The organism is Agreia sp. PsM10 (assembly GCF_030433855.1).
Classification (GTDB): domain Bacteria; phylum Actinomycetota; class Actinomycetes; order Actinomycetales; family Microbacteriaceae; genus Agreia.
Genome location: NZ_JARUXC010000005.1, coordinates 103,908 through 116,496, shown reverse-complemented (window position 1 = coordinate 116,496; position 12,589 = coordinate 103,908). Strand labels below are relative to the sequence as shown.

Genomic DNA, 12,589 nt, shown 5'->3' with positions numbered 1-12,589 from the left:
TTCTTTGCCTACGGCGAACAACGGCACCGGCTGCGGCGGCCTCCAGTAGATTCGAGATCACGCAAGTAATAGAGGAGCAATCACATGGCCGAACCGGCTCTGGTATCCAGTGTTTTTGACCGACTACTCAAGGACCGCATCATCTGGTTGGGCAGTGCCGTCCGCGACGACAATGCGAACGAGATCTGCGCGAAGATCCTTCTGCTCGCCGCCGAAGACCCCAATCGCGACATCTACCTCTACATCAACTCTCCCGGCGGATCGATCACCGCGGGCATGGCCATCTACGACACGATGAAGTTCGTCTCGAACGACATCGTCACCGTCGGCATCGGCATGGCCGCGTCGATGGGCCAGTTCCTGCTGTCGTCGGGTACGAAGGGCAAGCGCTACATCACGCCCAACGCCCGCGTTCTGCTGCACCAGCCGTCCGGCGGATTCGGTGGCACGAGCGCCGACATCCAGACCCAGGCGAAGCTCATCCTCGACATGAAGCGCCGCATGGCGGAGCTCACCAGCGAGCAGACCGGCAAGAGCATCGAGCAGGTCATCAAGGACGGCGACCGCGACAACTGGTTCACCGCCCAGCAGGCCCTCGAGTACGGCTTCGTCGACCACGTGCGCGAATTCGCGTCCGACGTCGCCGGCGGTGGCGGCACCGAAGAGGCCGACGTCGTGCCCAGTGAGTCCAAGTAAGTTCCGCCGAGACAAGACGAACAGAGAAGAAGAATGAACACTCCAGCATTCGGCGCGGCGTACAGCTCGCCCTACGGCAACGGCACGTCGCCGTCGAACCGGTACATCCTCCCCACCTTCGAAGAGCGCACGGCCTACGGCTACAAGCGCCAGGACCCCTACGCGAAGCTCTTCGAGGACCGCATCATCTTCCTCGGCGTGCAGGTCGACGACGCGTCGGCCGACGACATCATGGCCCAGCTCCTCGTCCTCGAGAGCCAGGACCCCGACCGCGACATCGAGATGTACATCAACTCTCCCGGTGGATCGTTCACCGCGATGACCGCGATCTACGACACGATGCAGTACATCCGCCCGCAGATCCAGACCGTCTGCCTCGGCCAGGCGGCCTCGGCCGCGGCCGTGCTCCTCGCGGCGGGCTCGCCCGGCAAGCGTCTCGCACTGCCGAACGCGCGCATCCTCATCCACCAGCCCTCCGCGGGCGGCGGCGAGGGCGGCGGCCAGGCATCCGACATCGAGATCCAGGCCGCCGAGATCCTGCGCATGCGCACCTGGCTCGAGGACACCCTGGCTCACCACTCGGGCAAGACGAGCGAGCAGGTGAACAAGGACATCGACCGCGACAACATCATGAGCGCGGCCGACGCCCTCGAGTACGGCTTGATCGACCAGGTCCTGACCTCGCGCAAGAACCTTCCGGCGCTCGTCAAGTAGCTCTGCATCGAGAGGCCCTTCGACGGGCTCAGGGAACGAGATGATCGTTCCCCGAGCCTGTCGAGGGGCCCTTTTTGTTACGACATGAGCCGCTTCTGGCGGTGCCGCGCCCCGGATGTCGGTGGCACGGGTTAGGCTCGAATCAATCGTCATCGACAGGAGGCCGGCATGGCTCGCATCGGAGAAAGCGCCGACCTGCTCAAGTGTTCTTTCTGCGGAAAGAGCCAGAAGCAGGTGCAGCAACTCATCGCCGGTCCCGGCGTGTACATCTGCGATGAGTGCGTCGAGCTCTGCAACGAGATCATCGAGGAGCGCCTGTCCGAGGCGGGCGACGAGGCGGCGGGCGAGTTCGAGCTGCCGAAGCCGAAAGAGATCTTCAACTTCCTCGAAGAGTATGTGATCGGTCAGGTGGCCGCCAAGAAGGCCCTCTCCGTCGCCGTCTACAACCACTACAAGCGCACCAAGGCGCGCACCACGATCGGCCCGGCAGAGACGCAGGGCGATCAGATCGAGCTGGCCAAGAGCAACATCCTGCTGATCGGCCCGACCGGCTGCGGCAAGACCTACCTTGCACAGACCCTCGCGAAGCGGCTCAACGTGCCCTTCGCCGTCGCCGACGCGACGGCGCTCACCGAGGCGGGCTACGTCGGCGAAGACGTCGAGAACATCCTCCTCAAGCTCATCCAGGCCGCCGACTACGACGTCAAGCGGGCCGAGACGGGCATCATCTACATCGATGAGGTCGACAAGATCGCCCGCAAGGCAGAGAACCCGTCGATCACGCGAGACGTCTCGGGTGAGGGCGTGCAGCAGGCGCTGCTCAAGATACTCGAGGGCACGGTCGCGTCCGTTCCGCCGCAGGGTGGTCGCAAGCACCCGCACCAGGAGTTCATCCAGATCGACACGACGAACGTGCTCTTCATCGTCGCCGGCGCATTCGCCGGGCTCGAGGAGATCATCGCCGAGCGCGCGGGCAAGCGGGGCATCGGCTTCAATGCACCTCTGCACTCGAAGCGCGAAGACGTGAACTTCTTCTCCGATGTGCTGCCCGAAGACCTGCACAAGTTCGGGCTGATCCCCGAGTTCATCGGTCGCCTCCCCGTGGTCACCACGGTGACGCCGCTCGACCAGACCGCACTGATGCAGATCCTCACCGAGCCGCGCAACGCGATCGTCAAGCAGTATCAGCGCATGTTCGAGCTCGACGGGGTCGAGCTCGAGTTCGACCGCGAGGCGCTGGAGGCCATCGCCGACCTCGCCGTGCTGCGCAAGACGGGTGCCCGCGGGCTCCGCTCGATCATGGAAGAGGTGCTCGGCCCGATCATGTTCGAGGTCCCCTCGACCGACGAGGTGGCGCGTGTCGTGGTCACCCGTGAGTCCGTGAACGACAACGCGGCCCCCACGATCGTTCCGCGCAAGCCCGTCCGTGCCGAAAAGTCGGCGTAGCGACAGCGACGCCGTTGGGGTGATCCAACCCGTCTCGGCGGGCGTCGTCTCGGCGATCACCGGGTTCGCGAGCTCGTTCGTGCTCGTGGTGGCGGGCCTGAGGGCCGTCGGTGCCACCGAGGCGCAAGCCTCTTCGGGGCTTCTGGCGGTGTGTGTCACAAGCGGGCTCTGCTGCATCCTGCTCGCGTGGCATTACAGGATGCCCATCTCGTTCGCGTGGTCCACGCCGGGCGCCGCGCTCCTGGTGGCCGCCGCCGGAGTGACAGACGACTTCGGGGCCGCCGTCGGAGCTTTCCTCGTGTGCGGCGCGCTGATCGTTCTCTGCGGCCTGTGGCCCGCCCTGGGCAGAGCCATCACGAGCATCCCTCGCCCGATAGCCAGCGCGATGCTGGCCGGCATCCTGTTTCCCATCTGCCTCGCGCCCATCACCGCGGCGGTCGAGATCCCATGGCTCGCGCTTCCCGTGATCATCACCTGGCTCGTGCTCTACCGGCTCGCGCCGAGGTGGGCCGTTCCCGCCGCCATGCTCGTGGCCGCCATCGGCATCGCCGTCACCGCCGGCAGCTCCATGCTCGAGGGCGCCTCGCTCGCGCCCACCCTGCAGTTCGTGGTTCCGTCTTTCGACCCGGTGGTGATCGTGAGCCTCGGGCTGCCGCTGTTCATCGTCACGATGGCGGGCCAGAATGTGCCGGGCTTCGCGGTCATGTCGACCTTCGGCTACACGGTTCCTCCGCGTCCCGCGCTCGTGAGCTCGGGCATCGGCTCGTTGATCGGTGCGTTCTTCGGCGGCCATGCCATCAACCTCGCCGCGATCACGGCGGCCATCATGGCCGGCCCCGACTCGCATCCCGATTCGACGAAGCGGTGGCCCGCGTCGGTCACCGCCGGGGCGCTCTACGTGCTGTTCGGGCTGGCGGCAGGCGTGGCGACGACTCTCATCTCTGCGGCCCCGCCCATCCTCATCACGGCGGTCGCCGGCCTGGCGCTGCTCGGCGCTCTCGTCACGAGCGTGGTCAGCGCGCTCGACGAGACAGACCGTCGAATCCCCGCGATCGCCACCTTCCTGGTCACCGCATCGGGTGTGTCGATCGTGGGCGTCGGCTCGGCGTTCTGGGGCCTGCTCGTGGGCGCGATCGTCATGATCGTGACCACGATCGGTCGGCCGAAGGTCAGCCCTCGGCCCGACCGAGACGCCAGTACCCCATAAAGGCGACGCTCTTGCGGTCGATGCCCAGCTCGCTCACGAGGTGGCGGCGCAGCGTCTTGATGACGCCCGCCTCGCCGGCGAGCCAGGCGTAGAGCGGTGCATCCTGTCGGGCGGGTCCGCCGTGGTCGTCGGAGGGGACCTCCCACAGCAGGTCGTGATCCACGTCCACGTCGACGAGCTCGCTCCGGTCGGCCGGGGATGAGCGTGTCGAGCGCAGCAGCGAGGGCGCCACGGCCCGCACGGCCGGCACGAGCAGGTCACCGTGCGCGCGGCCGGTGCGCGCAAGCACGTCGACGGTGAAGCCGGGGTGGGCCGACACGCAGACGGCGTCGTCGGCGTGGGGCACCTCGACGATCGCGTGGCCGGATGCCGTGGGCGGAAGCCGCTCGAGGATGGCCGCGATGGCGGGAAGCGCCGTCTCGTCGCCGGCGAGCAGGATGCGCTCCGCGTGCGGAGGCGGCAGGAAGTCGACGCCGCCGTGGAACCCGTCGTGGTGGGCGTTCGGCCCGAGAACGACGAGCTCGTCCCCGACGACCGCGGTCTCGGCCCAGATCGATGCCGGTCCGTCGACGGGGTGCACGACCACGTCGACGTCGATCTGACGCGACGAGGCGCGCACCGAGCGCACCGTGTAGGTGCGGATCGGGTTGCGCAGCTCGTCGGGGAGTGCGCGCCACGCGGAGTACCAGTCGTCGGTCATCGGCATCGCCGAGAGGCCGTGCCCGTCGAGGGGGAGGATCAGCTTGATGCGCTGGTCGAAGCCGTTGTCGGCGAACGAGTCGAGCCGGTCGCCGGTGAGAGCGAAACGACGAAAGCTGGGCGACAGATCGGTTATCCGCGAGACCCGGCAGGTGTGGAGATGGAAGGGGGAGGTGGGGGACTGATCGAACAGGGTCAGTCCTCGTCGTCGTAGGGCGTCACGATCGCCTCGTCGGTGTCGGGGTCGTACTCGACGAGAGTTCCGTCGTCGAGCTCGCAGACCGGCTTTCCCTCGAGCCACGTGAGCGTCCAGTTCCAGCCCGACGTGTCGGTGTCGCCTTCCGCCAGGGCGGCCTCGACCTCTTCGATGGCGTCGCTGACGACCTGGGGGAGTCGCGACGGGGTCTCGTCGCCCACGGCCCATCGGGTTCCGAGCTGAATCATGTGGTCTCCTTGGCTGTGGCCTCGGGCGCGCCGAGACCGATGTCGGTCGTGGTGACGCCGGTGGCCGTCTGGGTGAACGACACGACCGGCGTGAGTTCGAGGGCCGTGAACGCGGCCTTCGCCTCGTCGGTCGGGAAGCCGCAGGGGCCGACGGGGGCGTAGACGGGATAGCTGCGTTCGCCGGGGTACGTGAGCCAGACGAGGAGGGGGTCCTCCAACTGCAGCGTGCAGATGACGGTCGGGTCGAGAGGGGCATTGGGCGCCGCGTAGGCCGCGAGGAGTTCATCGAGGCCGCCGCTCACCGCGCTGACCGTGGTGGTGGGGAAGCCGTCGTCGCCGAGCTCGGTGGAGCAGACCGCGGCGCTCGACACGGTGGCCGTCAGCTGGTGAAGGTGCACGGCTTCGACGTCGAGCGGGCACCACGCGGCGAGCTCCTGCGAGTCGGGGAACGCGACGAGAGGAACCGTGCTGGTGGGCTGGGTGCCGCCCTGGATGTCGCCCGGCGACGAGCTGGGCGACGGTGTCGGGGAGTCTGCCGATGAGGCGCATGAGGTGAGGGCGAGCATCACCGCGACGGCCGCGAGGGCGAGCACTGCAGGTCTCTTCACGATGCTCGGGCCTTTCGGGTCGGTTCGTTCACGCCGTCGGTTCACACCTTCAGATCGTACGTGACCCACTCGGTCTTCTGCGCGACCCGGTCGTACAGGCGCCTGGCGGCTTCGTTGTTCTCGGCGGTGATCCAGCGCACGACGAATGCGCGGCGTTCGGTGCCGATCTCGTGCACCCGCTCGATCAGGGCCGACCCGACTCCCTGGCCCCGCGCATCCGGGCGCACGTAGAGGTCGTCGAGGTAGAGGCCCGTGCCGCCCGCGAGAGCGTCGACGAACTCGCGGAAGTGTGCGAGGCCGAGCAGCGCGCCGGTCTCGTCGTCGACGGCCACGAGGGCCTCGGCGAGACGCCTCTCCGACGTGAACCACGACCAGGCGCGCACCGCCTTCTCATCGTGAAGGGGAGCCTCGTAGAAGTCGCAGTATCCCTCGAAGAGTTCGTGCCAGGCGAAGAAGTCGCGATCGACGACGGGTCTGATGGTGAATGCCACTGCTGCTCCTAGGGTGTGCGACAACGCTGTCTCAGCTGAGACTATCGGGCGCGAAGACGATCTCCTCGACGACAAGCTCAGTGCCGACGCGGAAGGTGAGATTCTCGATCTTTCCCACCGCGCGCAGATCGTCGGAGGCCTTCTCGAGGACCTCGAGGACCTCGGCGGGCGCGGCGATCGCAGCGGAGGCGACGGGAGCCTTCTGCGACGCCTTCGCATCTGTCTTGGCGCGGCGGATGCCGATCAGCGCCTGCCCCGCGAGGTTCAGCAGAGTGTCGTTCGAGGGGATGCCGTCGGCCGGTACGCCCGGGGCGTCGCGCGTGGTGGTGGGCCACGGTGCGAGGTGCACCGAGCCGTCGTGGGTCCACGACCAGACCTCCTCGGTCGCGAACGGCAGGAACGGGGCGAACAGCCGCAGCATCACGTCGGTCGCCGCGCGCAGGGCGAGCACCGCCGACGCGCGGGCCGCGGGCTCGGTCGCCTCACTGTAGGCGCGCTCCTTGACGAGCTCGAGGTAGTCGTCGCAGAAGGTCCAGAAGAACGACTCGGTGGTCTCCAGTGCGCGGGCGTGGTCGTAGTTCGAGAACGCCTCCGTCGCGGTGACGATGACCGAGTCGAGGGCGGTGAGCATCGACAGGTCGATGGGGTGGGTGACCTGGTGGTCGCCCTCGGGCAGCTCGAATCCGTAGACGAACTTGGCCGCGTTCAAGATCTTGATCGCCAGACGGCGGCCGATCTTGATCTGGGTGGGGTTCTGCGGGTCGAACGCGGCGTCGGTTCCGAGGCGACTGGATGCGGCCCAGTAGCGGACCGCGTCGGAGCCGTGCTGGGCGAGCACGTCGGCGGGTGTGACGACGTTGCCCTTCGACTTCGACATCTTCTTGCGGTCGGGGTCGACGATGAAGCCCGAGAGGGCCGCGTGCCGCCATGGCTTCTCATTGTCTTCGAGAGTGGCTCGAAGCAGGGTCGAGAACAGCCACGTGCGGATGATGTCCTGGCCCTGGGGGCGCAGGTCGAACGGGTAGACGCGCTCGAAGAGGTCTTCGTCGCGCTTCCATCCACCGGCAAGCTGCGGGGTGAGCGACGAGGTGGCCCAGGTGTCCATCACGTCGACCTCGCCCTGGAACCCGCCGGGCACGCCGCGCTGGCTCTCGTCGTAGCCCGGCGCCGCATCCGACGACGGGTCGACGGGCAGGGACTCGGCGGAGGGGAAGATGGGCTGGTCGAAGACGGGGTTGCCGTCGGCGTCGAGCGGGTACCACACGGGCAGCGGCACTCCGAAGAAGCGCTGGCGCGAGATCAGCCAGTCGCCGGTGAGACCGCCGACCCAGTTGTCGAAGCGCACCTTCATGAATTCGGGGTGCCAGGAGATCTCGCTGCCGAGCTCGAGCAGGCGTGAGCGGAGCTCTTCGTTGCGCGCGCCGTTCGTGATGTACCACTGGCGCGTCGACACGATCTCGAGCGGCTTGTCGCCCTTCTCGAAGAACTTGACGGGGTGCGTGATGGGCTTGGGTTCGCCGATCATCTCGCCGGTCGAGCGCAGGAGCTCGACGATGGTCTGCTTGGCGGAGAAGACGGTCTTGCCGGCGAGCTGGGCGTAGGCGTCCCGTCCTGCCTCGGAGGTGATGGCATCCGGCGCCTCGGAGATGAGGCGGCCGTCGAAGCCGATGACGGCGCGGATGGGCAGGTCGAGGTCGCGCCACCAGATCACGTCGGTCAGGTCGCCGAAGGTGCAGATCATGGCGATTCCCGACCCTTTGTCTTGCTGGGCCAGGTGGTGGGCGACCACGGGGATCTCGACGTCGAAGAGGGGCGAGCGCACCGTCGTGCCGACGAGATCGGCGTAGCGCGGGTCATCCGGATGCGCGACGAGCGCCACGCAGGCCGGCAGCAGTTCGGGGCGGGTCGTCTCGATGAAGATGTCGCCGGCCGGGCCGTGGAACGCGAGGCGGTGGTACGCGCCGGGCTGCTCCTTGTCTTCGAGCTCGGCCTGCGCGACCGCAGTGCGGAAGGTCACGTCCCACAGCGTGGGCGCCATGGCCTGGTAGGCCTCTCCCCGCTCGACGTTGCCGAGGAACGCGAGCTGGCTGGCGCGCAGCGACTCGTCGCCGATGGTGCGGTAGGTCTGGGTCCAGTCGACCGAGAGGCCGAGCTCGCGCCACAGGGCCTCGAACTGCTTCTCGTCCTCGACCGTCAGACGCTCGCAGAGCTCGATGAAGTTGCGACGCGAGACCGGCTTCTGATCGGCGGCCTTGGTGCTCTTGTTGTCGCCGCCCTCGAAGGGCGGGGTGAAGTCGGCGTCGTAGGGCAGCGACGGGTCGCAGCGCACGCCGTAGTAGTTCTGCACCCGACGCTCGGTGGGCAGACCGTTGTCGTCCCAGCCGATGGGGTAGAACACGCTCTTGCCGCGCATGCGCTGGAACCGCGCGATGACGTCGGTGTGGGTGTACGAGAACACATGCCCGATGTGCAGCGAACCGGAGGCGGTCGGCGGGGGAGTGTCGATGGAGTAGACGCCGTCGCGGCCGGCGGCGTCACGGTCGAAGCGGTACGTTCCGCGGTCTTCCCAGACCTCGCCCCACTTGGTCTCGAGCCCCTCGAGCACGGGCTTCGCGGGGATGGAGGAGGGCACGGTGTCGGTCACGGCGGAGACGTCCTTTTCGTATGGGCGGCACCGTGTCGATGGTGAGGTGCCTGATTGTCTCCCCAAGGATACCGGTACCCGTGCGCTCCCACCCGGCCGGTGTCAGTCCCGCACCTCCTCGACCACAGCCTCGCCGAGCTCGCGCGTGAGGGTGTCGAGCTCGCGCCGCAGCTCGATCGGAAACCGCTGGGCGTCGAAGGTGTCGAAGTAGTCGGCGATCGCCGCCGCCTCACGCCGCCACGCCGCCGTGTCGAGATCGATGATGCCGGCCAGCTCGTGCGCATCGAGGTCGAGGCCGTCGACGTCGAGGTCGCCCGCGAGCGGAAGGGCGCCGATCGGCGTGCTGCGGGCATCCACACCACCCTCGAGGCGCCGCACGATCCACTCGACGACCCGTGCGTTCTCCGAGAATCCGGGCCAGATGAACCGACCGTCGGAGTCGGTGCGGAACCAGTTGACCGAGAAGACGGGCGGCGCGTGCTCGCCGAGCCGCTCGCCCATCGCGATCCAGTGTGCGAAGTAGTCGGCCATGTTGTAGCCGACGAAGGGCAGCATGGCGAACGGGTCGTGGCGCAACAGGCCGACCTCTCCGGTCGCCGCTGCCGTGGTCTCCGACGCCATCGTCGCTCCCTTGAACACGCCCTGCTGCCACGATGAGGCCTGCGACACGAGGGGAACCGTGCTCGGCCTGCGCCCGCCGAACAGGATCGCGTCGATCACGACGCCCTCCGGCGAGTTCCAGTCGTCGGAGATGGAGGGGCACTGCTCGGCCGCCACGGTGAATCGGCCGTTCGGGTGCGCGGCGCGGGTTCCGGATGCCGGGGTCCAGTCGTTCCCCTGCCAGTCCGTCGCGTGGGCCGGTGGCGCAGCCGTGAGCCCCTCCCACCAGACGTCGCCGTCGTCGCGGAGCGCGACGTTGGTGAAGATGGTGTTGCCCCAGATCGTGTCCGTGGCGGTGGGGTTGGTCGACGGCCCCGTGCCGGGCGCCACGCCGAAGAATCCGCGCTCCGGGTTGATGGCGCGCAGCCTCCCGTCCGGTCCCGGCCGCATCCAGGCGATGTCGTCGCCGACTGTCTCGACCTTCCACCCAGGGATCGTGGGCGCCAGCATCGCCAGGTTGGTCTTGCCGCAGGCCGAGGGGAAGGCCGCGGCCAGGTGGAAGACCCTGTTCTCGGGCGAGGTGACCCGCACGATGAGCATGTGCTCGGCGAGCCAGCCCTCGTCCCTGGCCATCACGCTGGCGATGCGCAGCGCGAAGCACTTCTTGCCGAGCAGCGCATTGCCGCCGTAGCCCGACCCGAACGACCAGATCTCCCGGCTCTCGGGAAAGTGGCAGATGTACTTGGTGTCGTTGTGCGGCCAGGCCGAGTCCTCCACGCGCAGCCCGTCTTCGCCGACCAGGGGAACGCCCACGCTGTGCAGGGCGGGAACCCACGGGGTGCCCGGGGTGATCCCGGCGAGCGCCGCCGTGCCCATGCGCGTCATCAGCGCCATGCTCGCGACCACGTAGGGCGAGTCGGTGATCTGCACTCCGTACTGCGACAGCGCCCCGCCGATCGGACCCATCGAGAACGGGATGACGTACATCGTCCGTCCGCGCATGCTTCCCGAGAACAGGTCCGACAGCTCCAGACGCATGATCGAGGGATCGCGCCAGTTGTTGGTGGGGCCGGCGTCGTCCGGGTCGAGCGAGCAGATGAAGGTGCGATCCTCCACCCGCGCGACATCGGCGGGGTCGCTTCGCGCGAGGAAACTGTTCGGGCGCCACTCCGGGTTCAGTCGGATCAGCGTTCCCTGCGCGACCATCATCTTGGTCAGCCTGTCCCACTCGGCGGTCGACCCGTCGACCCAGACGACCTCGTCGGGGGTGGTGAGACGAGCGATGTCGGCGACCCAGTCGGAGATGTCGTCGTTCGGCGGTGCCTGGGCCGACAGGGCCTGTGCCGACGGGGCCTGTGCCATGGACGGCGTCGGTCGGGGTGCGAGCAGGGTCATGATTTCTCCTTCGAATGTGTCGGGCGGGGCGTGCACGGTGGGGAAATATCCTCCTGAACTCCACAGTGCGCCCGTATCGGCGTAGATTCTGAAGAATCGATCGGAAAGAACCGACGATCTTGACAGGAGGGCAATGTGGCCGCCGAAACCGACCTGATCACGCTGGGGCGTCGCATCCGGCACCACCGCAAGAACGCGGGACTCACGCTCGACCAGCTGGGCGAGCGCGTCGGAGTCGTCGGGAGCCAGCTCTCCCTCGTCGAGAATGGCCGACGGGAGCCCCGGCTCGCCCTCCTGCAGAACATCGCCGCCGAGCTCGGCGTTCCCCTCGCGGATCTGCTCTCGGGCGATGCTCCGGATGCCCGCACGGCGCTCGAGATCGAGCTGTCGCGGGCCCAGCTCGGCCCGCTCTACCGCTCGCTCGGCCTGCCCGTCGTGCCCGCCTCGCGAAGCCTGCCCACCGAGACCCTCGAGTCGCTCGTGGGACTGCACCGCGAGCTCATCCGTCGCGCCAAGCGTGCCGTCGCGACGCCCGAGGAGGCCAGACGCGCCAACACCGAGCTGCGCATGCGCATGCGCGAGCGCAACAACTACCTGCCCGACATCGAGCGGATCGCCACGGAGGCGCTCGCGGAGGTCGGTCACACGGGCGGCGCGCTCACCCATCGCAGCGTGAGCCTGATGGCCGAGAATCTCGGCTTCACTCTGATCCACGTCGACGACCTTCCCCACTCCGCGCGCTCGGTGATCGACCTCGAGAACGGCCGCATCTACCTTCCGCCGGCGTCGATTCCGGGTGGTCACGGCCTCAGGTCGATGGCTCTGCAGGCGATGGCGCACAGGCTGCTCGGGCACCGGGCTCCCGAGAGCTACGCCGAGTTCCTGCAGCAGCGGCTCGAGATCAACTACTTCGCCGCCGCCTGCCTGATGCCGCACGACGCATCCGTGCGTTTCCTGCGCGCGGCCAAGGAGCGCCACGACCTGTCGGTGGAGGACTTCCGCGACGCGTTCGGAGTGACGCACGAGGCGGCAGCCCTGCGGCTCACCAACCTGAGCACGGAGCAGCTCGGCCTGAAGATGCACTTCCTGCGGGTCGCAGACGACGGGGCGATCCAGAAGGCCTACGAGAACGACGGGCTCGCGCTGCCGATGGATGTGACGGGTGCGGTCGAGGGGCAGCTCGTGTGCCGCTTCTGGGCGTCGCGTGCGGCGCTGCACCGCACGAACCGCACGACGGAGTTCTACCAGTACACCGACACCCCGGGCGGAACGTTCTGGTGCGCGACGCAGACGGGCAAGACCGAGGCGGGCGAGTTCTCGATCAGTGTGGGCGTGCCGTTCGCCGAGGCGAAATGGTTCCGAGGGCGGGACACGACGGTGAGGGCGCAGTCGCGGTGCCCCGACGAGTCATGCTGTCGTCGGCCCGACGACTCTCTCGCCCGGCGGTGGAGGGACAGGGCGTGGCCGAGCGCGCGGCTGCACGCCCACATCCTGTCGCCCCTGCCGCAGGGCGAGTTCCCGGGCGTCGACACCCTCGAGGTCTACGAGTTCCTGGAGTCGCACTCCGGGCAGTGACGAGCCGGGCAGTGACGAGCGCCCGGCCTCATCGACAGGAATGGTCGACGAGGCCGGGCGCCCGGGATGC

At 68.1% G+C, this 12,589-nt stretch carries 11 protein-coding genes; 5 read left to right on the top strand and 6 right to left on the bottom strand.

Going from position 1 to position 12,589, the window contains the following annotated elements; all coding sequences use genetic code 11:
* Positions 1 to 84 precede the first annotated feature (84 nt).
* The 4 genes from QCD70_RS08105 (at position 85) to QCD70_RS08090 (ending at position 4,063) form a co-directional block, all read left to right on the top strand.
* Positions 85 to 696: an ATP-dependent Clp protease proteolytic subunit gene (locus tag QCD70_RS08105; protein WP_055931777.1), complete on the top strand. Its 612-nt coding sequence runs from the start codon at positions 85 to 87 to the stop codon at positions 694 to 696.
* A gap of 33 nt (positions 697 to 729) precedes the next feature.
* Positions 730 to 1,410 (top strand): ATP-dependent Clp protease proteolytic subunit, encoded by a 681-nt coding sequence (locus QCD70_RS08100; RefSeq protein ID WP_055931780.1) that lies wholly within the window; start codon positions 730 to 732, stop codon positions 1,408 to 1,410.
* 168 nt (positions 1,411 to 1,578) lie between these two features.
* Entirely contained in the window at positions 1,579 to 2,856 is a 1,278-nt protein-coding gene (gene clpX, locus QCD70_RS08095; protein WP_055931783.1) for an ATP-dependent Clp protease ATP-binding subunit ClpX, read from the top strand.
* A 19-nt stretch (positions 2,857 to 2,875) separates the two neighbouring features.
* Positions 2,876 to 4,063, top strand: coding sequence for a benzoate/H(+) symporter BenE family transporter (locus QCD70_RS08090; protein WP_301214921.1), 1,188 nt, complete (start codon positions 2,876 to 2,878; stop codon positions 4,061 to 4,063).
* Here QCD70_RS08090 and QCD70_RS08085 read toward each other — a convergent pair.
* The 6 genes from QCD70_RS08085 to QCD70_RS08060 all read right to left on the bottom strand — a co-directional run bounded on the left by QCD70_RS08085 (position 4,026) and on the right by QCD70_RS08060 (position 10,944).
* Complete coding sequence (locus QCD70_RS08085) at positions 4,026 to 4,889, bottom strand: siderophore-interacting protein (RefSeq protein ID WP_367316710.1); 864 nt, start codon at positions 4,887 to 4,889, stop codon at positions 4,026 to 4,028. The two genes, QCD70_RS08090 and QCD70_RS08085, sit on opposite strands and share 38 nt — an antisense overlap.
* Before the next feature lie 68 nt (positions 4,890 to 4,957).
* Positions 4,958 to 5,206, bottom strand: a complete 249-nt coding sequence (locus tag QCD70_RS08080) for a hypothetical protein (protein WP_235497281.1) — start codon at positions 5,204 to 5,206, stop codon at positions 4,958 to 4,960.
* Positions 5,203 to 5,814, bottom strand: a complete 612-nt coding sequence (locus QCD70_RS08075) for a hypothetical protein (protein WP_301214919.1) — start codon at positions 5,812 to 5,814, stop codon at positions 5,203 to 5,205. The genes QCD70_RS08080 and QCD70_RS08075 overlap by 4 nt, the downstream gene beginning before the upstream one ends.
* 41 nt (positions 5,815 to 5,855) lie before the next feature.
* On the bottom strand, positions 5,856 to 6,305 hold the full coding sequence (locus QCD70_RS08070; RefSeq protein ID WP_301214917.1) for a GNAT family N-acetyltransferase: 450 nt from the start codon (positions 6,303 to 6,305) through the stop codon (positions 5,856 to 5,858).
* 31 nt (positions 6,306 to 6,336) lie between these two features.
* A complete protein-coding gene (valS, locus tag QCD70_RS08065) occupies positions 6,337 to 8,949 on the bottom strand; it encodes a valine--tRNA ligase (protein ID WP_301214915.1) in 2,613 nt (870 codons plus the stop codon).
* A 102-nt stretch (positions 8,950 to 9,051) separates the two neighbouring features.
* On the bottom strand, positions 9,052 to 10,944 hold the full coding sequence (locus QCD70_RS08060) for a phosphoenolpyruvate carboxykinase (GTP) (protein WP_441004927.1): 1,893 nt from the start codon (positions 10,942 to 10,944) through the stop codon (positions 9,052 to 9,054).
* Between the two features lie 135 nt (positions 10,945 to 11,079).
* Here QCD70_RS08060 and QCD70_RS08055 point away from each other — a divergent pair, with 135 nt between their 5' ends.
* Positions 11,080 to 12,519: a helix-turn-helix transcriptional regulator gene (locus tag QCD70_RS08055; RefSeq protein ID WP_301214913.1), complete on the top strand. Its 1,440-nt coding sequence runs from the start codon at positions 11,080 to 11,082 to the stop codon at positions 12,517 to 12,519.
* Positions 12,520 to 12,589 lie beyond the last annotated feature (70 nt).

Bases quoted from the DNA above. Each gene is read 5' to 3' on its own strand.
- QCD70_RS08100 (WP_055931780.1), top strand. From the start codon at position 730: ATGAACACTCCAGCATTCGGCGCGGCGTACAGCTCGCCCTACGGCAAC.
- QCD70_RS08060 (WP_441004927.1), bottom strand. From the start codon at position 10,944: ATGACCCTGCTCGCACCCCGACCGACGCCGTCCATGGCACAGGCCCCG.
- clpX (WP_055931783.1), top strand. From the start codon at position 1,579: ATGGCTCGCATCGGAGAAAGCGCCGACCTGCTCAAGTGTTCTTTCTGC.
- QCD70_RS08105 (WP_055931777.1), top strand. From the start codon at position 85: ATGGCCGAACCGGCTCTGGTATCCAGTGTTTTTGACCGACTACTCAAG.
- QCD70_RS08080 (WP_235497281.1), bottom strand. From the start codon at position 5,206: ATGATTCAGCTCGGAACCCGATGGGCCGTGGGCGACGAGACCCCGTCG.